Origin of the sequence: Pseudomonas veronii, from assembly GCF_001439695.1 — a bacterium.
GTDB classification, from domain to species: Bacteria; Pseudomonadota; Gammaproteobacteria; order Pseudomonadales; family Pseudomonadaceae; genus Aquipseudomonas; species Aquipseudomonas veronii.
Window position 1 is genome coordinate 267689 of sequence record NZ_JYLL01000001.1, and the last position, 26304, is coordinate 293992.

The window sequence follows — 26304 nt, forward strand, 5'->3', positions numbered from 1 at the left end:
AGGCTACAACCCGTAAGGAGCATTCATGCGTCATTACGAAATCATCTTTTTGGTCCACCCGGATCAAAGCGAGCAAGTCGGCGGCATGGTAGAGCGTTACACCAAGCTGATCGAAGAAGACGGCGGCAAAATCCACCGTCTGGAAGATTGGGGCCGTCGTCAACTGGCCTACGCAATCAACAATGTTCACAAGGCTCACTACGTGATGCTGAACGTTGAATGCACTGGCAAGGCCCTGGCCGAGCTGGAAGACAACTTCCGCTACAACGATGCTGTGATCCGTAACCTGGTCATCCGTCGCGAAGAAGCCGTTACCGGCCAATCCGAGATGCTCAAGGCTGAAGAAAACCGCAGTGAGCGCCGTGAGCGTCGCGACCGTCCTGAGCACGAAGGCGCTGAAAGCGCTGATAGTGATGACAGCGACAACAGCGATAACGCTGACGAGTAATCCACGGACCTTTTAAGGAGCCTATCAAATGGCACGTTTCTTCCGTCGTCGTAAATTCTGCCGCTTCACCGCTGAAGACGTGAAAGAGATCGATTACAAAGATCTCAACACTCTGAAAGCCTACGTATCCGAGACCGGCAAAATCGTTCCAAGCCGTATCACCGGTACCAAAGCACGTTATCAGCGTCAGCTGGCCACCGCTATCAAGCGCGCCCGCTTCCTGGCCCTGCTGGCCTACACCGACAGCCACGGCCGCTGAGACCGGGCAGTCGACAAGTAGTAAGGGATTGAATGCATGCGCGCCTTAGCTGAGTTCATCATGCGCGGTCGCGTGCAGGCCACTCTGGTAGTGGCTGGATGTGCAGCATTGCCGTTGTTGTATTGGTTGGGTGCTGCCGCGGGATGCCTTGTGCTTCTGCGGCGCGGTTTGCAGGATGCCGTTGGCGTCCTGGCCCTGGGGTTGCTGGCCGCCTTGATCTGGTGGCTGCAATTGGGCGAACCCAAAGTGCTTATGGTGCTGCTGGGGTCGTCGAGCCTTGCGTTGGTTTTACGCGCAAGTGAGTCCTGGGTCCGCACGCTGCTGGTCAGCGTGGCATTGGGGTTGGTGTTTTCAGTGTTGCTCGGCGCGGCTTTCCACCCGCAAATCGAGGCGCTGGCGCAAGAGATCGTCAAGGTCCTGCCGCTGGCTCTCGGGGAGCTCTACCAGCAATTGTCGGTAGACGAGCGAGCGCGCCTTGCGGCGCTGATAGCACCGGCCCTGATCGGCCTGATGGCGGTGGTGTTGCAGATTGTCAGTGTGCTGAGCCTGATGCTTGGGCGTTACTGGCAGGCGTTGTTGTACAACCCGGGTGGTTTTGGTCGCGAGTTTCGCAGTATCAGAATCCCCGCGGGCCCGGCGATGTTGCTGCTGGCATGCATGGTGGTCGGACCGAACTTCGGTCCAGAGGCGGCCTTGTTATTGCTGTTTTGCAGCGTACCGCTGGTGTTCTCCGGGCTGGCCCTGATTCACGGGCTGGTGGCGCAGAAGCGCCTGGCCAGGTTCTGGCTGGTGGGGTTGTACGTCACGCTGATGCTGTTCATGCAGCTGATCTATCCGTTACTCGTGGTTTTGGCCATTGTCGACGGCCTGATTGATTTTCGCGGTCGTCTGGCGCCGAAAGACGCCGATAACGCGAACGGTGAAGGTTAAAAGTTAGAGGATTTTCACATGCAACTGATCCTTCTGGAAAAAGTCGCCAACCTGGGCAACCTGGGCGACAAAGTGAACGTTAAGGCCGGCTACGGTCGTAACTACCTGCTGCCATACGGCAAAGCCACCGCTGCAACCGCTGCCAACCTGGCTGCGTTTGAAGAGCGTCGTGCTGAGCTGGAAAAAGCAGCAGCAGACAAAAAAGCTTCGGCCGAAACTCGCGCTGCCCAACTGGCTGAGCTGGAAGTGACTATCACTGCCACCGCCGGTGACGAAGGCAAGCTGTTCGGTTCGATCGGCACCCACGACATCGCTGACGCACTGACCGCCTCTGGCGTTGAAGTTGCGAAAAGCGAAGTTCGTCTGCCGAACGGCACCATCCGCAACGTAGGTGAATTCGACGTAGCCGTGCACTTGCACGCTGAAGTTGAAGCCACTGTACGCGTTGTCGTGGTAGCAGCTTAAGTCGCACCTAACTGACTGGCACCTCGCGTGCCAGGCGGTTAACATCGGGCACGATCCTGTTTACAGGTCGTGCCTTTTGTTTTTTACACACCCCCTAATTCCAAGTGGCCATGAACGATATTTCAGCTCCTGAGCAATACGATCTGCAAACCGCTGCCCTGAAGGTGCCGCCGCATTCCATCGAGGCCGAACAGGCCGTGCTCGGTGGCTTGATGCTGGACAACAACGCCTGGGAACGCGTGCTGGATCAAGTCTCGGACGGTGATTTCTATCGTCATGACCATCGCCTGATCTTCCGCGCCATCGCCAAGCTGGCCGACCAGAACTCACCGATCGACGTGGTGACCCTGGCCGAGCAACTGGACAAGGAAGGCCAGACCTCCCAGGTCGGCGGCCTGGGCTACCTCGGTGAGTTGGCCAAAAACACGCCGTCCGTCGCCAACATCAAGGCATATGCCCAGATCGTTCGCGAGCGCGCCACCTTGCGCCAGTTGATCGGCATCAGCACCGAAATCGCCGATAGCGCCTTCAACCCCGAAGGTCGCAGCGCCGCCGAGATCCTTGACGAGGCCGAGCGCCAGATCTTCCAGATCGCCGAAGCCCGGCCGAAAACCGGCGGCCCGGTCAGCGTCAACGACCTGCTGACCAAGGCCATCGACCGTATCGATACGCTGTTCAACACCGACAATGCCATCACCGGCATCTCCACCGGCTACACCGACCTCGACGAGAAGACCAGCGGCCTGCAGCCGTCCGACCTGATCATCGTCGCCGGCCGTCCATCCATGGGTAAAACCACCTTTGCGATGAACCTGGTGGAAAACGCCGTGTTGCGCAGTGACAAGACCGTGCTGGTGTACTCCCTGGAGATGCCAGGCGAATCGCTGATCATGCGGATGCTCTCGTCCCTGGGCCGTATCGACCAGACCAAAGTGCGTGCCGGTCGCCTGGAAGACGACGATTGGCCGCGCCTGACCTCGGCGGTCAACCTGCTCAACGACCGCAAGCTGTTCATCGATGACACCGCGGGCATCAGCCCGTCGGAGATGCGCGCGCGTACCCGCCGCCTGGTGCGTGAACACGGCGATATCGCCCTGATCATGATCGACTACCTGCAACTGATGCAGATCCCGGGTTCCAGCGGCGACAACCGGACCAACGAGATTTCCGAGATCTCCCGGTCCTTGAAAGCCCTGGCCAAGGAATTCAACTGCCCGGTGGTGGCGCTGTCGCAGCTCAACCGTTCCCTGGAACAACGCCCCAACAAGCGCCCGGTGAACTCCGACTTGCGTGAATCCGGAGCGATCGAGCAGGATGCCGACGTGATCATGTTCGTCTACCGCGACGAGGTGTATCACCCGGAGACCGAGCACAAAGGCATTGCCGAAATCATCATCGGCAAGCAGCGGAACGGCCCGATCGGCTTTATCCGCCTGGCGTTCATCGGCAAATACACGCGTTTCGAGAACCTTGCGCCGGGCAGTTACAACTTCGACGACGACGAATAATCCTTCTGTTCAATTCCTACTGTTATCGTCGGAATTGGTCAAAATTTGTGCTATATTCCGCGCCCGCGATTTTTCATCTCAACACCGGTCACCGTCATGCAAACAGCCAAGCCGTTATTTGACTATCCCAAGTACTGGGCCGAATGTTTCGGTCCTGCGCCATTCCTGCCGATGAGCAGGGAGGAGATGGATCAGCTTGGCTGGGATTCCTGCGACATCATCATCGTCACCGGTGATGCCTACGTTGACCATCCGTCGTTCGGCATGGCGATCATCGGCCGGCTGCTGGAGTCCCAGGGCTTCCGCGTCGGGATCATTGCCCAGCCGAACTGGCAGTCCAAAGACGACTTCATGAAGCTCGGCGAGCCGAACCTGTTCTTCGGCGTCGCGGCCGGCAACATGGACTCGATGATCAACCGCTACACCGCTGACAAGAAAATCCGCTCCGACGACGCCTACACCCCTGGCGGCATGGCCGGCAAACGCCCGGACCGCGCGAGCCTGGTGTACAGCCAGCGGTGCAAGGAAGCCTACAAGAACGTGCCGATCGTGCTCGGTGGCATCGAAGCGTCCCTGCGCCGCATCGCCCACTACGACTACTGGCAGGACCGGGTGCGCAATTCGATCCTGATCGACGCCACCGCCGACATCCTGCTGTACGGCAACGCCGAGCGGGCCATCGTCGAAGTGGCCCAGCGCCTGTCGTGGGGCCACAAGATCGAAGACATCACCGATGTGCGCGGCACTGCGTTCATTCGCCGTGATACGCCCGAAGGCTGGTATGAGGTGGACTCCACCCGTATCGACCGTCCGGGCAAGGTCGACAAGATCATCAACCCATACGTGAATACCCAGGACACCCAGGCCTGCGCCATCGAGCAGGAAAAGGGGCCGGTTGAAGATCCGCAGGAAGCCAAGGTCGTGCAGATCCTGGCCAGCCCGCGCATGACCCGTGAGAAGACCGTGATCCGCCTGCCATCGGTGGAAAAAGTCCGTGGTGATGCGGTGCTTTATGCCCACGCCAACCGCGTGTTGCACCTGGAAACCAACCCAGGCAACGCCCGTGCCCTGGTGCAGAAACACGGCGAAGTGGACGTGTGGTTCAACCCGCCGCCCATTCCGATGACCACCGAAGAAATGGACTACGTGTTTGGCATGCCTTACGCACGTGTCCCGCACCCGGCGTATGGCAAGGAAAAAATCCCGGCCTACGACATGATCCGTTTCTCGGTGAACATCATGCGCGGCTGCTTCGGCGGCTGTACCTTCTGCTCGATCACCGAGCACGAAGGCCGCATCATCCAGAACCGTTCCGAAGAGTCGATCATTCGCGAGATCGAAGAAATCCGCGACAAGGTTCCGGGTTTCACCGGCGTGATTTCCGACCTCGGCGGCCCGACCGCGAACATGTACCGCATCGCCTGCAAGAGCCCGGAAATCGAATCCGCGTGCCGCAAGCCGTCGTGCGTGTTCCCTGGCATCTGCCCGAACCTGAACACCGACCACTCGTCGCTGATCCAGTTGTATCGCAGCGCCCGTGCGTTGCCGGGTGTGAAGAAGATCCTGATCGCCTCCGGCCTGCGCTACGACCTGGCCGTTGAGTCGCCGGAGTATGTGAAGGAACTGGTCACCCACCACGTCGGTGGTTACCTGAAGATCGCCCCGGAACACACCGAGGAAGGTCCGCTCAACCAGATGATGAAACCGGGCATCGGCAGCTATGACAAGTTCAAGCGCATGTTCGAGAAGTACACCAAGGAAGCGGGCAAGGAGCAGTACCTGATCCCGTACTTCATCGCCGCCCACCCCGGCACCACCGATGAAGACATGATGAACCTGGCCCTGTGGCTCAAGGGCAACGGCTTCCGCGCCGACCAGGTGCAGGCGTTCTACCCGTCGCCGATGGCCACCGCCACCGCGATGTACCACTCGGGCAAGAACCCGCTGCGCAAGGTCACCTACAAGAGCGACGCGGTGACCATCGTCAAGAGCGAAGAACAGCGCCGTCTGCACAAGGCGTTCCTGCGCTACCACGACCCGAAAGGCTGGCCGATGCTGCGCGAAGCACTGACCCGCATGGGCCGCGCCGACCTGATCGGGCCGGGCAAGGATCAACTGATCCCGTTGCACCAGCCGGCCACCGACAGCTACCAGAGCGCGCGTCGCAAGAACTCGACGCCGGCCGGCAGCCACAAGGTCGCCAAGGAAACCACCACCAGGATTCTCACCCAGCACACCGGCCTGCCGCCCCGTGGCAGCGACGGCAGCAACCCGTGGGACAAGCGCGAGCAAGCCAAGGCCGCGGCCATGGCGCGCAACAAGCAGGCCGCCAAGGAACGCGCGGATGCGGCCAAGGGCAAGGGTGGCAAGCCAGCCCGCAAGCCGGTGGTACCGCGTTGATCGTTGCCTGAATATGCCAAACGCCAGCCTCGTGCTGGCGTTTTGCTTTCTAGCCGGAGGGGAGTCTGTTTGTTAAGGTGGCGGCCATTAAATCGCTATCGGGAGCAAGCCGAATCGTCGCACCGGCCCTCCCACATTTTGAATGTATTCACACTTCAAATGTGGGAGGGGGCTTGCCCCCGATGGCGTCAGTCCAGTCCCCAACTTTTCAAGGAAGAACCCCCCATGAGCAACCCCCTGCTCAACATCGGCATGGACTCCAACCGCTCGCAGTTCATGGCGCGCCAGCGCATCGAGAGTGAAGTCGACCTGCCTCGGCTGTTTGCCATCATCGACGCCGACCCCGGCATCGTCGGCGCGGGCGTGGTGTATATCGACGCCGACTTCAACGTCGTGACTCTGCGCGAGTTCAAGCCGATCTGCAGCATTCGACCCAAGCGCATCATTGTGCGCGAGGCGCAGAAATACATCGCCCCGGCGCAGTTCGCCGACCAAGTGCTGAACAACCCGCGCGAGTCGCGACTGGTGAGTGAAGCCTTCAACACCACGTTGTCCTGCGGCGGCGCGGTCATTGGCTGGCTGGTGGTGTTGAGCGGCACCATCGCTATCCCGTTCACCGCCGGCGCCAGCACGGTCGTGACGGCCATCGGCTATACCGCCGCCTCGGCCAGCACCGTGTCGTGCCTGGTTGGTGGGTTCCGCACGCGCAACGAAATCGTCAACCCGTCGATGAATGATTACCTGGATAACGAAGAGTGGTACCAGACGGCGACCAAAGTCCTCGACGGTGCCGCCTTGGTCGGCGTGGGCGCCTCGGCGCTGACGACAGTTAAGCTGGTCAACGTCACTCGTGCGGCCACGGGTAAAAGCCTGCGTCAGGTGCTCAAAGGCCTGAACGGGCAGGAGCGGGAGAAACTCACCAAAGAGCTGCTGAAAGTGGCCGATCCGCAAATGTCGAACAAGATGCGCAAGCTGCTGCAACTGAGCGGCGAGTTGCCCAAACGCTTTACGCCGACCCAGCTCAAGCACGCCACCTATGTCCAATTGGGCGATGCCTTCAGTGCGGGGCTGAGCGTCTGGGGCTTGAAGCGTTCGGATAACTACAAACAGGCCAAGACCTTCGCGATTGGCTTGTACGAAGAGGCCGAGTGATGGGTGGTGTTCCTTCGCTTAAACCGTTTTTGCTGGAGCATTTTCCCGCATTCATCGGCGTGATTCTCGCTGGTTGCCTCGGCGGTTCGGCGGCGATTTCCCTGGCGGCCAGCACCTATTTTTCCGACGTGCCCATGGCAACCAATGCCACTGTGTCCTGGTTCGTGGTGATAGCCGCCGCACTGTTCGTGGCCAACAGCAACTTCCTGGTGGTGCGCGGCCGAGCCTGGGCCGTGTGGGCGATGGTGGCGTTTTTTGCGGTGTGCCTGTTGGTCGTGCTGCCGACACTGCTCTACCGGCCGCACTGGTTTATCTACAGTGAAAGCCTGTTCTGGCCATTGCTGGGGTTGTTGCTGATCAACAGCAAGGGCTATCGGTCGATGGTCAAGAAGTTGGTTGAAGTGCGGCGGTTGCGGGAGGCGGCCAAGGCGGGGCTGTAGCCTCGGCACGTGGTTTCAGATTTTGACGTTCTGGCGAATGTTCCAGCCGTATTTGACGGCGCCGCCGTCCTTGCCGCCGTCGGATTTTTGCGGCTGGTAGCTGACTTCGACCGTGGCGAAGTTCAGGGCTATCACCTCAGTCAGCACATCGCTGCTGGTCACCGCGTCGGTTTGGTAAGACGTGACCATCACTTCCTTCAGCGTGATCACCAGATACTCCACGGCATTGCTGCCACCGGCCTTGCGCACCACCAACCGTGCCTCCGGGTAATGCTTGCCGGTGGAGCAGGCCATCATCAGGTTGGGTGAAGACTTGTCCATGACCTTGGAGACAGACAGGTTTTCAATATTGACCTTGCCGGCACCGCCGCCGCTGCCGGTATGCATCGAACCGGTCTGGGACATGCCCCAGCCCCATCGGCTGATCTCGATTTCGTCGCGATGGGCCTGGTCTTTGGACTCGCCCTTGATGTCCCCCAGCTTCAAAAACATATCAGTTGCCATTGTCACTCCCTGTTTTGGTGTGCGCCGGTAGTGGCGCGGGGCGTACTTTTTCTTATTCGGGATATGGCTTACAAGGTGCGGCATCACGATCAGGAAGTGCCTGTCCGGATAAAGCGAAGCTTCTGACATTTTTCGGGGATAGGCAGTCTTTACCCTCTGCGCTCTTGTGAACCTCAGGAGTATAGGGATGACTTCCAGCGTATTCAGAGACAGTTTCCTCAGTCCCAATTACATGACGCGGCAGCGGCTGGAAAGCAGTATTGATCTGCGCAAGTTATTTGCGGCGATTGATGCTGATCCGGCCATCGTCGGTGCCGGCGTGGTGTACATCGACGCGCAGCTACGGATGGTTGTGCTGCGTGAATTTCAGCCGATTTGCAGTATCGCGCCGAAGAATGTGATTTTGCGCGAGGCGCCCAGCTATGTCGGGCGGGTGGAGTTCGCTCGGCAACTGGCGAATGAGCCGCGAGAGTCGCAGGTGGCGTTTGAGGCGGTGAATACAGCTTTGGCGTGTACTTCTGCGGTAATCAGTTGGATCGTGGTACTGAGTGGATCGGCGCTCAGTCCGTTCAGCTTTGGGGTTACTGGGGTGGTAGCTGCGATAAGCTTTACATCAGCAACAGCCAGTTCAATTCAGTGCTTAGTTGGCGGCCAGAGGACTCGCAACGAAATTATTGACCCGGCTCTTAACGATGCTCTGGATAGCGAGCCATGGTATCAGGCTGTGACGATTGGTTTGGACGCTGTTTCGCTACTGGGCGCTAGTGTCTCGGCACTGGCAACTATACGACTGGTTAATGCGACAAGAAAATCTACCGGAAAAACTTTGCCGCAGGTGTTGAAAGGACTGAGTCGTCAAGAGCGAGCAAAGTTGACCCAGGAGTTGTTGAGTATTCGGCACCCGGAAATGACCCGGAAAATGATCAGGTTGAAGCAACTCGCTGGAAAAATGCCAAAGCGTTTTACGCCCGCAGAAGTAAAACAGGGCACTGTTTTGCAGATTCAAGACGCTCTAGGTGCTGCCTTAGGGGTTGCTAGCAGTTCGATGTCTGGGAATATTCGCACTGTCGCGGTCGGAATTTATGAGGAGATGACCGAGTGATATTGCTGCTGCCCCTTCGCCCTTTTCTCAAGCGTTATTTACCCGTGTTTCTCGGGGGGATTTTTTCAAGCATTTTTGCTGGATCTTCCGTAGTGGTGGTAGTGCAAAATTACTATCTCAAAGCCATTTCTTTAGCTATTTCGGCACAAGTAGCGTGGTGGGCATGTGTCGTTCTGGCATGCGCCTTGAGTCTTAGCAACATTATGATTGTCCGTGGGCGACGAGACTGGGTGTGGGTCATGGTTGTCTATTTTGGAGCCTGCCTGGTTACCGCTCTTCCGGCCATTCGTTATTCCGCTCATCTGTTCATCTATGCCGAAAGTTTGTTTTGGCCATTGCTTGGTCTGCTGATTCTCAACAGCAAGCGTCATCGTGAGATGCGTGGGAAGCTTGTTGAACTTCGTTTTAGGCGAAAACGGATACAGAAAATTGCTGACAGGCTACAAAAAAGGTGATTTTGCTTTGATTAATTGGGAGCGTTGCCTCATTCCCGACAACTTACTGTTCGGGAACATCCGGATCGTCGCGGTTGGGCTGTATGAGGATATATCAGAGTGAGACTTTTCGGACGGAAACCTCTCATACCGGTGCGCCCTTTTCTTTTGCGCTACTTTCCCGTGTTTATCGGCGTAATTTTAGCGGGCATCTTCGGCAGTTCTTCTGTTGTTGTGCTGGTGGAAAACTATTATTTACCATCGTTATCGAACGCTGCTGCTGAAAGTGCATGCGTGCTCTTGGCCTGGTTTATCACCCACTGCAATTTCATGATTGCCTACGGGCGACCTAAGTGGGTCTGGGGCATGTATGGCCTTTTCATCGCCTGCCTGTTGGTCGCTGTACCAGGTTTTCATTTTTCACCGAACCCATTCATTTACGCGGAATGCTTCTTTTGGCCGGTACTCGGCCTGCTGCTGCTTCGCAGCAAACGCCACCGGGAACTGCGTGCCAAATGCGTAGAACTTCGCCATATGCGCGGGAAGGTAAGGGTGGCCATTGAAAAGCGGCGCAAACACGAGCGCGCAATAATCAGAATAAAGAAATCGAGGTAATTCCCCACCCCGCCCCCAAAACCGATACCGCCCCACCCACTCCCCGCCACATATATGTGCAGCTCTTGCACCATTGCACCAACGTTGGCGCCGTTTTGGTGCTGTACTGCACCGGGTCTTACGATAAAGCGCAATGACTGCCGCTCTGGCATAAGTCTTGCGCGCGTTGTGTCCATGCCCTGGCTTGCAGGAGGCCGCCGTGTCGATTCATGTCGCGTTGCACCACGTTACGCATTACCGCTACGACCGCGCTGTCGAACTCGGCCCACAGATCGTGCGTTTGCGCCCGGCGGCCCATAGCCGCACGCGGATTTTGTCCTACGCACTGAAAGTGCTGCCCGAGCAGCACTTCATCAATTGGCAGCAGGACCCTCAGGGTAATTACCTGGCGCGCCTGGTGTTCCCGGAAAAGACTGACGAACTGCGTATCGAAGTCGACCTGGTCGCCGAGATGGCGGTGTTCAACCCGTTCGATTTTTTCCTTGAACCCTACGCGGAAAAAATCCCGTTTCGCTACGCCGCCGACGAGCAGCGCGAGCTGGCGCCGTACCTGGAAACCTTGCCGCTGACGCCGAGGTTCGCCGCTTACCTGGCGGGTATCGACCGCACGCCGCTGCCGGCCGTGGATTTCCTGGTGGGCCTCAACCAACGCCTGGCCGCCGATATCGGTTACCTGATCCGCATGGAACCCGGCGTGCAGACCCCGGAATTCACCCTGGAAAATGCCTCCGGCTCGTGCCGCGATTCGGCTTGGCTGCTGGTGCAATTGCTGCGCAACCTGGGGCTGGCGGCGCGGTTTGTGTCCGGCTATCTGATCCAGCTCACCGCCGACGTCAAAGCCCTCGATGGCCCGTCCGGCACCGAGGTGGACTTCACCGACCTGCACGCCTGGTGCGAAGTGTATTTGCCCGGCGCCGGCTGGATCGGCCTGGATGCCACCTCCGGGTTATTCGCCGGTGAAGGCCATATTCCGTTGGCCTGTAGTCCCGATCCATCGTCTGCCGCGCCGATCAGTGGCCTGGTGGAGCCGTGCGAGTGCGAATTCACCCACGAGATGTCGGTAGAGCGCATCTGGGAAGCGCCACGGGTAACCAAGCCCTACACCGAAGAACAGTGGCTGGCGATCCAGGCCCTGGGGCGGCAGATCGATGGCGACCTGCTGGCGGACGACGTGCGCCTGACCATGGGCGGCGAACCGACCTTCGTCTCCATCGACGACCCCGACGGCGCCGAGTGGAACACCGCTGCCCTGGGGCCGGACAAGCGTCGCCTGTCGGCCGAACTGTTCCAGCGCATGCGCAAGCACTACGCGCCCAAGGGCCTGGTGCATTTCGGCCAGGGCAAGTGGTACCCCGGCGAGCAACTGCCGCGCTGGTCGCTCAACTGTTACTGGCGCCGCGATGGCGAGCCGATTTGGCACAACAGCGCGCTGATCGCCGATGAGCAACAGGACTACGGCGCCGACGGCGTGCTGGCCGGGCGTTTCCTGGGCAGTGTTGCCGAGCGCCTGAAGCTGCCGGCGCGCTTTGTGTTTCCGGCCTTTGAAGACAACTTCTATTACCTGTGGCGCGAAGGCGCGCTGCCGCAAAACGTCACCGCCCTTGACCCGCGCCTGAGCGATGAGCTGGAACGCGAGCGTCTGCGCAAAGTGTTCAGCCAGGGCCTGGACAAGGTCATCGGCCAAGTGCTGCCGCTGGCGCGCACCGCTGCCAATGACCGCTGGCAGAGTGGGCGCTGGTACCTACGCGACAATCACTGCCGACTGGTGCCGGGGGATTCGCCGCTGGGTTATCGCCTGCCGCTGGCCTCGCAGCCCTGGGTGACGGCGGCAGAGTACCCGTTTGTCCACCCGACCGACCCCAACCAGGACTTGCCCGAGCTGCCGAGCACGGCGCAATTGCAACGCCATGGCGAAGCGGCGCCGAGCGTTGAGCGCCTGCCGAAGATCGACGAGTCCGCCGACTGGCTGACCCGCACCGCACTGTGCGCCGAAGCGCGCGAAGGCCGCCTGTATCTGTTCATGCCACCGCTGGAGCGCGTCGAGGACTACCTGGAGCTGGTGGCCGCCATCGAAGCCACCGCCGAAGAGCTGCACTGCCCGGTGCTGCTGGAGGGCTACGAGCCGCCGGCGGATTACCGTCTGAGCAACTTCCGGGTCACGCCCGACCCGGGTGTGATCGAGGTCAACGTGCAGCCGTCCGCCACCTGGGACGAGTTGGTGGAACGCACCGAATTCCTCTACGAAGAGGCGCGACAAACCCGCCTGACCACAGAAAAATTCATGATCGACGGGCGCCACACTGGCACCGGTGGCGGTAACCACTTCGTGCTGGGCGGCGCGACACCCAAGGACTCACCGTTCCTGCGGCGTCCCGATCTGCTGCGCAGTTTGATCAGCTACTGGCACAACCATCCGTCATTGTCCTACCTGTTTTCCGGCTTGTTCATCGGCCCGACGTCCCAGGCGCCCCGGGTCGATGAAGCGCGTAACGATGCGCTGTATGAGCTGGAAATCGCCTTCGCGCAAATGCCCGCGCCAGGCGAAGAATGCCCGCCGTGGTTGGTCGACCGCCTGCTGCGCAATCTGCTGATCGACGTGACGGGCAACACCCACCGCGCCGAATTCTGTATCGATAAGCTCTACTCGCCCGATGGCGCCACCGGGCGCCTGGGCCTGCTGGAGTTGCGCGCCTTTGAAATGCCGCCCCATGCGCGCATGAGCCTGACCCAGCAACTGCTGCTGCGCGCGCTGGTAGCGCGCTTCTGGCGCGAACCCTATGCGCCCCCGAAACTGGCGCGCTGGGGCACTGAGCTGCATGACCGTTTCCTGTTGCCGCACTTCATCGAGCAGGATTTTGCCGACGTGATCGTCGAACTCAACGCCGCCGGCTACCCGCTGCGCGCCGAATGGTTTGCCGCGCACCTGGAATTCCGCTTTCCCAAAGTCGGCGACTACGCCGTCAGCGGTATCGAGCTCGAACTGCGCCAGGCCCTGGAACCCTGGCATGTGCTGGGCGAGGAGGGCGCGGTGGGCGGCACGGTGCGTTATGTGGATTCGTCCCTGGAGCGCCTGCAGGTGAAGTTGAGCGGGCTGCCACCGCAACGCTATTTGCTCACCTGCAATGGCATCCCGGTGCCGCTGCAAGCGACCGGGCGCATCGGCGAGTTCGTCGCCGGCGTGCGGTATCGCGCCTGGCAACCGGCCAACTGCCTGCAGCCGACCATCGCGGTCCACGCGCCGTTGGTGTTCGACCTGCTGGACACCTGGATGCAGCGCTCCCTGGGCGGTTGCCAGTATCATGTGGCGCATCCGGGCGGGCGTAACTACGACAGCCTGCCGGTGAATGCCAATGAAGCCGAGAGCCGGCGCATGGCGCGGTTCTTCCGCCTGGGTCATACCCCGGGCAAGCAGCCGGTTCCGACCGTAGTGGTGAACGATGAATTACCGATGACCCTGGATCTGCGACGTTTCCCCAATAAAAATGACTGAATGCAAGCCAAAATGTGGGAGGGAGCTTGCTCCCGATTGCGGTAAATCAGCCGATACATGAGTTGACTGACCCACCGCAATCGGGAGCAAGCCCCCTCCCACAAAGGATTTGCAGTGTTTGTTAGGTTAATCTGAGCCCCCTTGCCCCTGCCGAGCGTTCCATGTCCGACTTGCTCGACCGTTACCCGCTGACCGCGGGCACTTATCACGAACTGCTGGACGACAGTGGCGCGGTGCGTGCCCATTGGCGGCGCCTGCTCGACCATCTGCAACGCAGCACCCCCGCGCAACTGGCCCAGCGCCAGGCGTTGCTGACCCGGCAGATCCAGGAAAACGGCGTGACCTACAACGTCTACGCCGACCCCAAGGGCGCTGATCGCCCGTGGGAACTGGACCTGCTGCCCCATGTGCTGGCGGCCGATGAATGGCAGCACCTGTCGGCCGGCATCGCCCAGCGTGCGCGGCTGCTCAACGCGGTACTGGCGGACCTCTACGGCCCGCAACGCTTGATCAAGGAAGGCCTGCTGCCGGCCGAACTGGTGTTCGGGCATAACAATTTTCTGTGGCCGTGCCAGGGCATCCAGCCGCCCGACGGTACGTTCCTGCACCTGTACGCCGTCGATCTGGCGCGCACCCCGGATGGCCGCTGGTGGGTTACTGCCGACCGCACCCAGGCCCCTTCGGGCGCCGGTTATGCGCTGGAAAACCGCACCATCGTGTCCCGCGCCTTTCCGGATCTGTACCGCGACCTGCAGGTGCAGCACCTCACCGGTTTCTTTCGCACCCTGCAGGAAACCCTGGCGCGCCAGGCGCCCAGCGATAGTCAGCCGCCGTTGATCGTGCTGCTCACGCCTGGGCGTTTCAACGAAAGCTATTTCGAACACCTGTACCTCGCCCGTCAGCTCGGCTACCCGCTGGTGGAAGGCGGCGACCTCACGGTGCGCGACAGCACGGTGTTCCTGAAAACCCTCAGTGGCCTGCGTCGGGTACACGCGATCATGCGCCGCCTTGACGACGACTTCTGCGACCCCCTCGAACTGCGCACCGACTCGGCCCTCGGCGTGCCCGGCCTGCTCGACGCCGCGCGCCAAGGCAACGTGCTGGTGGCCAATGCCCTGGGCAGCGGTGTACTGGAATCCCCCGGCCTGCTGGGCTTTCTGCCGAAGATCAACGAATTTTTGTTTGGCGAAGAACTGCTCCTGCCGTCCATTGCGACGTGGTGGTGCGGCGAAGCGCCGGTGCTTGCCGAAGCGCTGGAGAAACTGCCCGAGCTGCTGATCAAACCGGCATTTCCGTCACAGAGCTTCAACCCGGTCTTCGGCCGTGACTTGAACGACGCACAACGCGAGGCCCTGGCCGAGCGCATGCGCGCGCGGCCTTACGCGTATGTCGCCCAGGAGCTGGCGCAGCTGTCCCAGGCGCCGGTGTGGCACACCGTCGAAGACCACCTGCAACACCGCGCCATCGGCATGCGCGTCTACGCCGTGGCCAGCGCCGACGGTTACCGGGTATTGCCCGGCGGCCTGACCCGCGTGGCTGCCGAGGCCGATGCCGAGGTGGTGTCGATGCAACGCGGCGGCGCGAGCAAGGACACCTGGGTGCTCGGCGAACGCGCCGCCGGCGGCGAGCAGTGGCGCGCGCAGCGGCCGATCGGCGCCCATGACCTGGTGCGCCGCGACCCTTATCTGCCGTCGCGGGTGGTGGAAAACCTGTTTTGGTTTGGCCGTTACTGTGAACGCTGCGATAACAGCGCGCGCTGGCTGCGCATCGTGTTGGCGCGCTATGTCGACGGCGACGATCCGCTGGCGTTGCAAGCGGCGGTCGAACTGGGCGAAAACCTGCGCCTGTTGCCGGAGGAGGGCGAGTTGCCCGAACGCCTGCTCGCGGCCTTGCTTGGCGACGACTGGCCGTCGAGCCTGCGCGCCAACCTGCAGCGCTTGCAGTGGGCGGCGTCCCAGGTGCGCGGCAAGTTGTCCCGAGAGAACTGGCAGGCCCTGGTGGAGCTGCAACGCGAAGCGCTGGAACTGGAGAGCGAAAGCCCCGACTTTGGCGAGTTGCTGGACTTCCTCAACCGCCTGGTGATGTCCCTGGCGGCGCTGTCCGGGTTTGCCCTGGACGACATGACCCGCGACGAAGGCTGGCGCTTTCTGATGATGGGCCGGCGCATCGAGCGCCTGCAGTTTCTCAGCAGCAGCCTCGCGGCGTTCCTGCGCGGCGTGGCGGTGTTCGATCAGGCCGGGCTGGAATGGTTGCTGGAACTGGGCAACAGCAGCATCACCTACCGCTCGCGCTACCTGGCGGTGCCGCAACTGATTCCGGTACTCGACCTGTTGCTGCTGGATGAGCAGAACCCCCACGCCGTGTTGTTCCAGTTGAAGCTGGTGAGCCGCACCTTGCGTCGTCTCAACGATGATTTCGCGGTGCCCCGGGAAACCGGTCTGGCGCCGTTGGTCGAGCGCCTCGCGCGGTTCGACCTGGGTTGCCTGGAGAACCCGCTGTTTGGCGAGGCCAGCGTGCGTGCCGCGCTGGACGGCCTGGCCGACCTGCTGCAAGCGGTCGCCGATGAGAGCGGGCAAGTGTCGGATCGCCTGGCCTTGCGCCATTTTGCCCATGTGGATGATGTCAGCCAACAAACGGTGTCGGTGTGATGAGTGCGCGCTATCAGATTTTTCACGATACCCATTACCACTACGACAGCCCGGTGTCCCTGGCCCAGCAGTTGGCGCATCTGTGGCCACGGCCATGTGCCTGGCAGCGCTGCACCTCGCAGCAACTGGATATCAGCCCGTTGCCGTCCTCGCGCCGCGATGAGCTGGACGTGTTCGGCAACCCGATCACCCGCCTGGCGTTCGAGCGGCCCCATGATGAATTGTTGGTGAATGCCGGGCTGACCGTGGAAGTGCTGGCGCGGCCGCTGCTGGATTTCCAACAGTCGCCGGCCTGGGACCAGACTCGCGACAGCCTGACCTACAGCAGCCAACCGCTGTCACCGGCGTTGATCGAAGCCTGTCGCTTTCGCTTCGAATCGCCCTACGTGCATCTGAAGAAAACCTTCGTCGAGTTCTCCGAAAGCTGTTTCCCGCCCGGGCGTCCGCTGTTGCTGGGCGCTCAGGCCCTGATGGAAAAAATCTTCGGCGAATTCACCTTCGATGCCGAAGCCACCCAAGTCGCCACGCCGCTGGTGGAGGTGCTGGAGCGCCGTCGCGGGGTGTGCCAGGACTTCGCTCACCTGATGCTCGCCTGCCTGCGCTCACGGGGCCTGGCGGCGCGCTATATCAGCGGCTACCTGCTGACCCAGCCGCCGCCCGGCCAGCCACGGCTGATCGGCGCCGATGCGTCCCATGCGTGGATTTCGGTGTACTGCCCGATGTCGGGCTGGGTGGATTTTGATCCGACCAACAATGTGCAGCCAGCACTGGAACACATCACCCTGGCCTGGGGCCGGGATTTCTCCGATGTTTCGCCGTTGCGTGGGGTGATTCTGGGGGGAGGCAGCCATGACCCGGAAGTGCGGGTGACGGTGATGCCGCTCTTGTAGGAGCGAGCTTGCTCGCGAAAAAACCGAGGGCGCCGCGTTGAACCAGGCACCCCGCGTTATCGTTAACGCACTTCGCGAGCACGCTCGCTCCTACAGTGATGCTTACTCGGCCGGGTCTTTCGGTGTCTCGGTGTCGTCGGTTGCCACTTCGCCTTCCGCATCCGGGTTCAGTGCGCCGGTCTCTTCGTCTGCAGCGGCTTTCTTGCGTTGCAGCTTTTCCTCTTTCTTCTGTTCCTTGGCCAAGTCTCTTTGACGTTTGGCGAAGGAGTAATTAGGTTTGGCCATGGGCGATCCTCTAGGGTCGAAGGTGAGGGTGGGCGGCGCGCAGCTGCCTTGGGTCGCTATGGTAGCAGCTTAGCGGCGCGCTTGGCCTTCACTTACCGCAGGCGTATGCGGCCAACAGACCGCTGAACAGATGATTGAGGTGCATGGTCCGGACTCCAGTGGGTGATGGACCGATCATAGGCGGGGCGTGGCACTTTGGCTGGTTGATTGTATCGATAAGTCTGATAGCCTAAAGTTGTATACAATTTGTTGATTCAGGTCATAAGACTTTCTGCCTGCCTCGGGCACCCTTGTCGCACTATGCGTTGTTTAAACCCTGCCTTGGAGAATCACATGTTTGCCAAACTCGTTGCTGTTTCCCTGCTGACTCTGGCAAGTGGCCAGTTGCTTGCTGCAGAGTGCAAGGTCACCGTCGACTCTACCGACCAGATGTCCTACAACACCAAGGAAATCGTGATCGACAAGAGCTGCAAGACGTTCACCGTCGAGTTGACTCACTCCGGCAGCTTGCCGAAAAACGTCATGGGCCATAACTGGGTGCTGACCAGCGCAGCCGACACGCAAGCGGTCGCGACCGATGGCATGGCTGCCGGCCTCGACAAGAACTACCTGAAAGACGGCGACGAGCGCATCATCGCTCACACCAAAGTCATTGGCGCTGGCGAGAAAGACGCGGTGACCTTTGATGTGTCCAAGCTGAAAGCGGGCACTGACTATGCGTTCTTCTGCTCGTTCCCAGGCCACATCTCGATGATGAAAGGTACTGTGGTCGTCAAGTAAGACCGCATTATCGTTCATCGGGGGCAAGCCCCCTCCCACATTCGACCGCATTCTCATATGGGAACTCGGTCAACTGTGGGAGGGGGCTTGCCCCCGATGGCTACCTCACAATCAACACAACACTATCTGGTTCACCTCACGGCGCAAACGGCATGACCCGCTTGTGCTCGGTCTTGCGATACGTCTCGCAAATGATCCTGAACGCTTCTTCCCGCACCGGCTCGCCGTGCAGGAACGCATCGATCTCGGCATAGGTCACGCCATGTGACGCCTCGTCCGGCTTACCCGGCGAGAGGTCTTCCAGGTCGGCGGTCGGGATTTTCTCCACCAGCGACTCCGGCGCACCGAAGTGCCGCGCAATCGATCGCACCTGGTTCTTCACCAGCCCGCTCAACGGTGCCAGATCGCAGGCGCCATCACCGAATTTGGTGAAAAAGCCCATCACCGCTTCCGCCGCATGGTCGGTGCCGATCACCAGGCCGCTGGCCGCGCCGGCGATGGTGTACTGCGCGACCATCCGCATGCGCGCCTTGGTGTTGCCCAGCACGAAATCGCGGGACACCGCCGCCTTGCCTTCAAATGCCGCCACTTCATTGGCCAGGGATTTCACCGCTGGGCCGATGTTTACGGTGTGGCGCTCATCCGGCTCGATAAAGTCCACCGCGGCCTGGGCGTCGATTTCATCGAACTGGGTTTCGTAGGGCAGGCGCACCGCGATAAAACGATAGGCCTCGTCGCCGGTGCTGGAGCGCAGCTCCTGCGTGGCGCGTTGGGCGAGCAGGCCTGCGGTCAGGGAGTCGACGCCACCGCTGATGCCCAACACCAATGTCTTGAGCCCTGAATTGCGCAGGCAGTCCTGGATAAAGGTCACGCGCCGGGCGATTTCGGCCTCAAGGGCGGCCTGGTCTTTGAACGGCGCTTGAACCTTGAGCTGCTGCGCAATCTCACGCTGTACGGCTTGCATGATTCACTCCTTGCTGGAAAGGGCAGGTACTTTGAAAACGTGTCGCAAATAGGCGACGAAATTCGGGTCCGTGCAGTGGGTCTTGCCCGCTTCATCGGAGATCTTCGCGACGGGCTGGCCATTGCAGGCCGTCATTTTAAGCACAATGCTCATCGGTTCCACACCTGGAATATCGCAGGTCAGGTTGGTGCCGATGCCAAAGCTCACATTGATCCGACCGCGCAGCGCCCGGAATATCTCCAGGGCCTTGGGCAGCGACAGGCTGTCGGAGAACACCAGGGTCTTGCTCATCGGCTCGATGCCCAGCTTGTGATAGTGGGCGATGGCTTTTTCCGCCCACAGCACCGGGTCACCGGAATCGTGGCGCAGGCCGTCGAACAGCTTGGCGAAGTACAAGTCGAAGTCGCTGAGGAAGGCGTCGGTGGTGATGCAATCGGTCAGGGCGATACCCAGCAGGCCGCGGTATTCGCGGACCCAGCAGTCGAGGGCGGCGATCTGGCTGTCGATCAGGCGCGGGCCGAGTTGCTGGTGGGCCATGATCCATTCATGGGCCATGGTGCCCAGCGGTTTCATATCGAACTCGCGAGCCAGGTGGACGTTGCTGGTGCCGACAAACCGGCCGGGGAAGTCGTGCTTGAGCACGCTCACCACTTCTTCCTGCACGCGGTAGGAGAAGCGTCGGCGAGTGCCGAAGTCCGCCACCTGCAGCTCGGCGAGCTCGTCGCTGCTGGCGTTTGCGATCAGCCAGTCGAACTTGCGGTACAACTGCTCGCGGGCCTGTTCGAGGACCACGGTCTGGTAGCGATAGCGGTTGCGCACTTCGCTGATGATGGCGAGCATCGGCACTTCAAACAGGATCACATGCAGCCACGGCCCGCGCAGGCGGATAAACAGCTCGCCGTTTTCGATGCCGGTGTGGACATAGCGCAGGTTGAAGCGGAACAAGCCGAGAAAGCGCAAAAAATCCGGCTTCATGAAGCTGATGCGCTCCAGGAAACTCAGTTGGTCCGCGCTCAGGCTCAACTCGGCGAGGCGCTCGAACTGGTAACGGATCTCCGCCAGGTACGGGCGCAGGTCTTCACTGTTGCGGCAACGAAACTCCCATTCAACTTCCACATTGGGGTAGTTGTGCAGCACCGCCTGCATCATGGTCAGCTTGTAGAAGTCGGTGTCGAGCAGGTTCTGCACGATGCGATCGGCAAACACACTCTCGCTCATAACGGGAATCTCCAGACAGGACGGCGATGGGCGCCGGCCTTTACGCACAAGAAAGGAAGGGGGCTAGTGGCGCATAGACCTGTGGGGTTTTGCCAGTGATTTTTTCAGTGAGGCCACTGGCCCTATCGGGGGCAAGCCCCCTCCCACACTTGGAATGCGTTTCAAATGTGGGAGGGGGCTTGCCCCCGATAGCGGTATTCCAGGCACTAAATAACCTGCTCCATCATCCACTTCACAAACTCCCGCACCTTGGGCACCTCCGCCGAATGCTCGGGGTACGCCAGGTAATACGCATCCTGGCTCGGCATTGCATGCTGCCAAGGGATCACCAGCTTGCCGTCGGCCAGTTCCTCCTCCACCAGGAAGCGCGGTAGCAACGCCACGCCACAGCCCACCTGCGCCGCCCGAATGCACATATAGAACGTGTCGAAACGCGGCCCGTGATAGCTGTGCTCGGTGTGAAACCCCTGGTCGGCGAACCAGTCATGCCAGCCCTGGGGGCGCGAGGCGTTTTGCAGCAGGACCAGGTTGCTCAGTTGCGTGGGGTCGGTGAACGGCTGCGCGGGCAGGCTTTCCGGGGCGCACACCGGGATCAGTTCTTCACTGAACAGTTTCAGGCTCTCGGTGCCGGGGCGTGAGCCTTGGCCGAAGTAGAACGCCATGTCGGCCTTGCCTTGCAGCAGCTCGTCCGGTTCCTGTTCGTTGCACAGGTCCAGGTGGATTTGCGGATGACGCAAGCGCCAGCCCTTGAGGCGCGGCACCAGCCAGCGTGCGCCGAAGGTGTAGGGCGTAGACACGCGTAATACTTCGGTCTCGCCACCGTAGGAGCGCAGGTAATGGGTGGACATCTCCACCTGGGTGAGGATTTTGCGCACTTCCACCAAATACAAATCGCCCGCCGGGGTCATCTGCAAGCGTCGGCGTACCCGGCGAAACAGCAGGTGCTGCAGCAGTTCTTCCAGTTGCGCCACCTGTTTGCTCACCGCGCTTTGCGTGAGGTTCAGCTCCTCGGCGGCGCGGGTGAAGCTCAGGTGGCGGGTGGCGGCTTCGAAACACTGCAGGGCAGTGATCGAGGGCAAATGTCTTTTGTTCAGCACGGCATGCCTCTTTTTATGCTTTGCATGAATAAACGGAATGATATCTCGCCTAATCGTCGTTTGTTGGCAAGTCTTGGGCCAGCTACAAATAAGCCCTGGATCGTCGTGTGGGCCGCGGCGCAATTTTTTCTGTATAGATTGAAGGAGTGACCCATGGTTGCCGCATTGCTTGATCGTCTCGGGGTAAACCCGGCGCTGTACCAAGCGGGGAAACAACCCGTGCATTCGCCGATCGATGGCAGCCGTATCGGCAGTGTGAACTGGGAAGGCGCCGCCGAGGTGGAGCAACAGGTCAGTCGCGCCGAGCATGCATTCGAGGCCTGGCGCAAGGTGCCGGCACCGCGTCGCGGCGAGTTGGTGCGCCAGTTCGGCGACGTGTTGCGCGAATACAAGACAGACCTGGGCGAGTTGGTCTCCTGGGAAGCCGGCAAGATCACTCAGGAAGGCCTGGGTGAAGTGCAGGAAATGATCGACATCTGCGACTTCGCCGTCGGCCTGTCGCGCCAGTTGTATGGCTTGACCATCGCCTCCGAGCGCCCGGGCCACCACATGCGTGAAACCTGGCACCCGCTGGGCGTGGTCGGTGTGATCAGCGCGTTCAACTTCCCGGTGGCCGTGTGGGCGTGGAACACCACCCTGGCCCTGGTGTGCGGCAACGCCGTGATCTGGAAGCCGTCGGAAAAGACCCCGCTCACCGCCCTGGCCTGCCAGGCGCTGTTCGAGCGCGTGCTGAAAAAATTCAACGATGCGCCGCAATACCTGAGCCAGGTGATCATCGGTGGCCGCGATGCCGGTGCCGCGTTGGTGGATGACCCGCGGGTCGCACTGATCAGCGCCACCGGCAGTACGCGCATGGGCCGTGAAGTGGCGCCGAAAGTCGCCGCGCGCTTTGCCCGCAGCATCCTCGAGCTGGGCGGCAACAACGCGATGATCCTCGGCCCAAGCGCCGACCTGGACATGGCGGTGCGCGCCATCCTGTTCAGCGCCGTCGGCACCGCCGGGCAGCGTTGCACCACGCTGCGCCGGCTGATCGCCCATGAGTCGGTCAAGGAAGAAATCGTCACGCGCCTCAAGGCCGCCTATTCCAAGGTACGCATCGGCCACCCGCTGGAAGGCAACCTGATCGGCCCGCTGATCGACAAGCACGGCTTCGACGCGATGCAGGATGCGCTGGAGCAGGCCCTGAGCGAAGGCGGCAAGGTGTTCGGCGGCAAGCGCCAACTGGAAGACAAATTCCCGAATGCCTATTACGTGTCGCCGGCGATTGTGGAAATGCCGGAGCAAAGCGACGTGGTCTGCACTGAGACCTTCGCGCCGATCCTGTACGTGGTCGGCTACAGCGACTTCGCCGAAGCCCTGCGCCTGAACAACGCCGTGCCGCAAGGCCTGTCGTCATGCATCTTCACCACCGATGTGCGCGAGGCCGAGCAGTTCATGTCGGCGGTGGGCAGCGACTGCGGCATTGCCAACGTCAACATCGGCCCGAGCGGCGCGGAAATCGGCGGCGCGTTTGGCGGTGAGAAAGAGACGGGCGGTGGGCGTGAGTCGGGCTCGGATGCGTGGCGCGGGTACATGCGTCGCCAGACCAATACCGTGAACTACTCGCTGGAACTGCCGCTGGCCCAGGGCATTACCTTCGACTGATTACCTTAAGTCGAAGTGCGGTCAAAATGTGGGAGGGGGCTTGCCCCCGATGGCGGTGTGTCAGTCAACAGATGTCCAGCTGATCCACTGCCATCGGGAGCAAGCCCCCTCCCACAGTTGAGCTATATGCAGTTCGGAATAGATGTTTGTTAGGTCTCATCGGAGTCTGGCAATGGCACTACGCGAAACATGTTTGTGGGAACAACTCACCCCTGGCCGGCCGGATCGCGCTGCGCTCAAGGGCGAAGTGAAGGTGGATGTGTGCGTGATCGGCGCCGGGATTACCGGTTTGTCGGCGGCCATTCACTTGCTGGAACAAGGCAAGACTGTCGCCGTGCTGGAAGCCCATCGCACCGGCCATGGCGGCTCGGGGCGCAATGTCGGGCTGGTCAACGCCGGCTTGTGGATTCCGCCGGACGAGATCGAAGCCGGTTTCGGCGAGGCGGTGGGCAGCCAGCTCAACCGCATGCTGGGCGCGGCGCCGTCGCTGGTGTTCAGCCTGGTCGACAAATACAACATCGATTGCCAATTGCGCCGCGAGGGCACTTTGCACATGGCGCACAACGCCCGGGGCGAGGCGGATTTGCGCAGTCGTGAAGAACAATGGAAGCGCCGCGGCGCGCCGGTCGAACTGCTCACCGGTTCGGCCTGCGAGCAAGCCACCGGCACTCAAAAGATCTCCGCCGCACTGCTGGATAGACGTGCCGGCACCTTGAACCCGATGGCCTACACCAGCGGCCTGGCCAATGCGGCCGTGGGGTTGGGCGGGCAGCTTTTCGACCATTCCCCGGTTGCGCGCCTGGAACGCCAAGGTGCGGAGTGGTCGGTGCAGACCGCGAACGGTGCGGTGCAGGCTGCACAAGTGGTGATCGCCTCGAATGCCTACACCGAAGGCGAATGGACCGAACTGCGGCGCAATTTCTTCCCAGGCTATTACTACCAGGTCGCCTCCGCGCCGCTGACCGACGACGCGGCCCGGCAAATCCTTCCCGGTGGCCAGGGTTCGTGGGACACGCGCCAGGTGCTCAGCAGCATCCGCCGCGACGCCGATGGCCGCCTGTTGCTCGGCAGTCTGGGCAACGGCAACCAGAAACCGACGTGGTTTCTCAAGGCGTGGGCCGATCGGGTGCAGCAGCACTACTTCCCGTACCTCAAATCGGTGCAGTGGGAATGCACCTGGACCGGCTGCATCGCGTTCACCCCGGACCACTTGATGCGCTTGTTCGAACCCGCGCCCGGCCTGGTGGCCGTGACCGGCTACAACGGCCGCGGCGTGACCACCGGCAGCGTGGTCGGCAAGGCCTTTGCCGACTACTTGTGTCACCAGAATCCCCAGGCTCTGCCGATTCCGTTCGCGCCGATGCAACCGCTGGCCGGGGTGGGCCTGCGCAGTTGCCTGTATGAAGCCGGATTCTCGCTGTATCACGCCGGCCAATGCTTGCGGATCGTGATCTGATCAGCGAAATAGCCTTCAGAAGCCGGCACGTTCTTCGCCGACGACTAATCTGTATTGGTGCAAGTTGTAGCAATCACGCACTGTAAATGTGCAGTTCCGTTACGTGCATTGTTACAGCTGTAGGAAGTGTCGTTTGGCGGTCTGGTTGCAGGTGCGACCCATGAAGGTTGTACTTTTTTGATCCATGGGTTGCACCTATTGAAGTTAGAGGGTTGCACGTCCCGACGAACGGAGCCGAAACACCTGCAATAACAATGACACCGTGTCTTTTTGAAGAATAAAAACGTAATGGCACGCGGCTTGCTCTGGGCTTTCAGTGAAAGTTTTAGTTGAAGGTTTGCAGTGAATACTTAGTGCCAATAAACAAAAACCTCGGAGCACCACTCATGTCCCAGACGTTTTACAAGAAAGGTTTTCTGGCCCTCGCCGTTGCAGCGGCGCTGGGTGTTTCTACGTTTGTTCAAGCTGATGTGAAGATTGGCGTAGCGGGGCCGATGACGGGCGCCAACGCCGCTTTCGGTGAGCAGTACATGAAGGGCGCCCAGGCGGCAGCCGATGTCATCAACAAGGCTGGCGGCATCAACGGTGAGCAGATCAAGCTGGTCGCCGGTGACGATGCCTGTGAACCCAAGCAGGCCGTGGCCGTGGCCAACCGCCTGGCCGACCAGGACAAAGTGATCGGCGTGGTCGGGCACTTCTGCTCGTCCAACACCATCCCGGCGTCCGAGGTCTACGACGAAGCCGGCATCATCGCCATCACCCCGGGCTCGACCAACCCGCAGGTCACCGAACGCGGCCTGGGCGCCATGTTCCGTATGTGCGGGCGTGACGACCAGCAAGGCATCGTGGCCGGCGACTACATCGTCGACGTGCTCAAGGGCAAGAAAGTCGCGGTCATCAACGACAAGGACACCTACGGCAAAGGCCTGGCCGACGCCACCGCTGCCCAGTTGACCAAGCGCGGCGTGAAACCGGTGCTGGAAGAAGGCCTGACCCGGGGCGAGAAAGACTTCAGTGCCCTGGTCACCAAAATCCGCTCCTTGGGCGCCGACGTCGTGTACTTCGGCGGCCTGCACCCGGAAGCCGGTCCGCTGGTTCGCCAGATTCGTGAAGCAGGCCTCAAGGACGTGAAATTCATGTCCGACGACGGCATCGTGACCGACGAACTGGTGGCGACCGCCGGTGGCAAGCAATATGTGGATGGCGTGTACATGACCTTCGGCGCCGACCCGCGTCTGCTGCCGGACAGCAAGACGGTGGTTGAAGAGTTCCGTAAAAACGGCACCGAGCCAGAAGGCTACACCCTGTATGCCTACGCGTCGGTCCAGGCCCTGGCTGCCGGCTTCAACGGTGCCAAGTCCAACAAGGGTGAAGACGCCGCCAAGTGGCTCAAGGCTCACCCGGTAAAAACCGTGATGGGTGAAAAAGCCTGGGATGGCAAGGGCGACCTGAAAGTCTCCGACTACGTGGTTTACCAGTGGGACAAAGACGGCAAATACCACCAGCTGGAAAAGCAGAAGTAAGGCTGAGTACCACAGACCTAATGTGGGAGGGGGCTTGCCCCCGATGACGGTG

General features: G+C 60.9%; 23 protein-coding genes. 18 read left to right on the plus strand and 5 right to left on the minus strand.

Annotated features, from left to right (window positions below):
- The first annotated feature begins 25 nt into the window (after positions 1 to 25).
- The 8 genes from rpsF to TU80_RS01145 all read left to right on the plus strand — a co-directional run bounded on the left by rpsF (position 26) and on the right by TU80_RS01145 (position 7602).
- A complete protein-coding gene (gene rpsF, locus TU80_RS01110; RefSeq protein ID WP_003217491.1) occupies positions 26 to 448 on the plus strand; it encodes a 30S ribosomal protein S6 in 423 nt (140 codons plus the stop codon).
- Positions 449 to 476: 28 nt separating this feature from the next.
- Positions 477 to 707 (plus strand): 30S ribosomal protein S18, encoded by a 231-nt coding sequence (gene rpsR / locus TU80_RS01115; protein WP_002551829.1) that lies wholly within the window; start codon positions 477 to 479, stop codon positions 705 to 707.
- A gap of 36 nt (positions 708 to 743) precedes the next feature.
- Positions 744 to 1637, plus strand: a complete 894-nt coding sequence (locus tag TU80_RS01120; protein ID WP_057003678.1) for a YybS family protein — start codon at positions 744 to 746, stop codon at positions 1635 to 1637.
- 18 nt (positions 1638 to 1655) lie between these two features.
- Positions 1656 to 2102 (plus strand): 50S ribosomal protein L9, encoded by a 447-nt coding sequence (rplI, locus tag TU80_RS01125; protein WP_010563337.1) that lies wholly within the window; start codon positions 1656 to 1658, stop codon positions 2100 to 2102.
- Positions 2103 to 2212: 110 nt separating this feature from the next.
- Positions 2213 to 3610, plus strand: coding sequence for a replicative DNA helicase (gene dnaB, locus TU80_RS01130; RefSeq protein ID WP_017849744.1), 1398 nt, complete (start codon positions 2213 to 2215; stop codon positions 3608 to 3610).
- Between the two features lie 96 nt (positions 3611 to 3706).
- The gene (locus tag TU80_RS01135; protein WP_026140380.1) at positions 3707 to 6010 is read left to right on the plus strand and encodes a YgiQ family radical SAM protein; all 2304 of its coding nucleotides are present in this window, start codon (positions 3707 to 3709) and stop codon (positions 6008 to 6010) included.
- A 225-nt stretch (positions 6011 to 6235) separates the two neighbouring features.
- Positions 6236 to 7162: an Ssp4 family T6SS effector gene (ssp4, locus tag TU80_RS01140; protein ID WP_046384895.1), complete on the plus strand. Its 927-nt coding sequence runs from the start codon at positions 6236 to 6238 to the stop codon at positions 7160 to 7162.
- Positions 7162 to 7602, plus strand: a complete 441-nt coding sequence (locus tag TU80_RS01145) for a hypothetical protein (protein WP_057003679.1) — start codon at positions 7162 to 7164, stop codon at positions 7600 to 7602. The genes ssp4 (TU80_RS01140) and TU80_RS01145 overlap by 1 nt, the downstream gene beginning before the upstream one ends.
- A 15-nt stretch (positions 7603 to 7617) precedes the next feature.
- On the opposite strand, the gene TU80_RS01150 is transcribed toward TU80_RS01145, so the two are convergent.
- Positions 7618 to 8106, minus strand: a complete 489-nt coding sequence (locus tag TU80_RS01150) for an Hcp family type VI secretion system effector (RefSeq protein ID WP_046384893.1) — start codon at positions 8104 to 8106, stop codon at positions 7618 to 7620.
- A gap of 187 nt (positions 8107 to 8293) precedes the next feature.
- Between TU80_RS01150 and ssp4 (TU80_RS01155) the strand changes: the two genes are divergently transcribed.
- From ssp4 (TU80_RS01155) to TU80_RS01175, 6 genes are all read left to right on the plus strand, one after another.
- Positions 8294 to 9208: an Ssp4 family T6SS effector gene (gene ssp4 / locus TU80_RS01155; RefSeq protein ID WP_017849739.1), complete on the plus strand. Its 915-nt coding sequence runs from the start codon at positions 8294 to 8296 to the stop codon at positions 9206 to 9208.
- Positions 9205 to 9663, plus strand: a complete 459-nt coding sequence (locus TU80_RS31230; protein ID WP_082643793.1) for a hypothetical protein — start codon at positions 9205 to 9207, stop codon at positions 9661 to 9663. The genes ssp4 (TU80_RS01155) and TU80_RS31230 overlap by 4 nt, the downstream gene beginning before the upstream one ends.
- A gap of 99 nt (positions 9664 to 9762) precedes the next feature.
- Positions 9763 to 10257, plus strand: coding sequence for a hypothetical protein (locus tag TU80_RS01160; protein WP_057003680.1), 495 nt, complete (start codon positions 9763 to 9765; stop codon positions 10255 to 10257).
- Positions 10258 to 10456: 199 nt separating this feature from the next.
- The gene (locus tag TU80_RS01165; RefSeq protein WP_046384890.1) at positions 10457 to 13747 is read left to right on the plus strand and encodes a transglutaminase family protein; all 3291 of its coding nucleotides are present in this window, start codon (positions 10457 to 10459) and stop codon (positions 13745 to 13747) included.
- A gap of 161 nt (positions 13748 to 13908) precedes the next feature.
- The gene (locus TU80_RS01170; RefSeq protein ID WP_046384889.1) at positions 13909 to 16395 is read left to right on the plus strand and encodes a circularly permuted type 2 ATP-grasp protein; all 2487 of its coding nucleotides are present in this window, start codon (positions 13909 to 13911) and stop codon (positions 16393 to 16395) included.
- On the plus strand, positions 16395 to 17285 hold the full coding sequence (locus tag TU80_RS01175; RefSeq protein WP_046384888.1) for a transglutaminase family protein: 891 nt from the start codon (positions 16395 to 16397) through the stop codon (positions 17283 to 17285). The genes TU80_RS01170 and TU80_RS01175 overlap by 1 nt, the downstream gene beginning before the upstream one ends.
- 102 nt (positions 17286 to 17387) lie before the next feature.
- Here TU80_RS01175 and TU80_RS01180 read toward each other — a convergent pair whose 3' ends face one another.
- Positions 17388 to 17570: a hypothetical protein gene (locus TU80_RS01180; RefSeq protein ID WP_017849733.1), complete on the minus strand. Its 183-nt coding sequence runs from the start codon at positions 17568 to 17570 to the stop codon at positions 17388 to 17390.
- Between the two features lie 333 nt (positions 17571 to 17903).
- Here TU80_RS01180 and azu point away from each other — a divergent pair, with 333 nt between their 5' ends.
- Positions 17904 to 18350, plus strand: coding sequence for an azurin (gene azu / locus TU80_RS01185; protein ID WP_057003681.1), 447 nt, complete (start codon positions 17904 to 17906; stop codon positions 18348 to 18350).
- A 136-nt stretch (positions 18351 to 18486) separates the two neighbouring features.
- Here the strand turns inward: azu and nadE are convergent, their stop codons facing one another.
- The 3 genes from nadE to TU80_RS01200 all read right to left on the minus strand — a co-directional run bounded on the left by nadE (position 18487) and on the right by TU80_RS01200 (position 21629).
- A complete protein-coding gene (gene nadE / locus TU80_RS01190) occupies positions 18487 to 19314 on the minus strand; it encodes an NAD(+) synthase (RefSeq protein ID WP_057003682.1) in 828 nt (275 codons plus the stop codon).
- A 3-nt stretch (positions 19315 to 19317) separates the two neighbouring features.
- A complete protein-coding gene (pncB, locus tag TU80_RS01195) occupies positions 19318 to 20532 on the minus strand; it encodes a nicotinate phosphoribosyltransferase (RefSeq protein WP_017849730.1) in 1215 nt (404 codons plus the stop codon).
- A 206-nt stretch (positions 20533 to 20738) separates the two neighbouring features.
- Positions 20739 to 21629 carry a LysR family transcriptional regulator gene (locus TU80_RS01200; protein ID WP_057003683.1) on the minus strand — a complete coding sequence of 297 codons (891 nt, stop codon included), beginning with the start codon at positions 21627 to 21629 and terminating at the stop codon, positions 20739 to 20741.
- A 153-nt stretch (positions 21630 to 21782) separates the two neighbouring features.
- On the opposite strand from TU80_RS01200, the gene amaB reads away from it, so the two are divergent.
- From amaB to TU80_RS01215, 3 genes are all read left to right on the plus strand, one after another.
- Positions 21783 to 23273 (plus strand): L-piperidine-6-carboxylate dehydrogenase, encoded by a 1491-nt coding sequence (gene amaB, locus TU80_RS01205; RefSeq protein WP_057003684.1) that lies wholly within the window; start codon positions 21783 to 21785, stop codon positions 23271 to 23273.
- A 172-nt stretch (positions 23274 to 23445) separates the two neighbouring features.
- Positions 23446 to 24729, plus strand: coding sequence for an L-pipecolate oxidase (gene amaA / locus TU80_RS01210; protein WP_057003685.1), 1284 nt, complete (start codon positions 23446 to 23448; stop codon positions 24727 to 24729).
- A 386-nt stretch (positions 24730 to 25115) separates the two neighbouring features.
- Entirely contained in the window at positions 25116 to 26252 is a 1137-nt protein-coding gene (locus TU80_RS01215; RefSeq protein WP_057003686.1) for a branched-chain amino acid ABC transporter substrate-binding protein, read from the plus strand.
- Positions 26253 to 26304 lie beyond the last annotated feature (52 nt).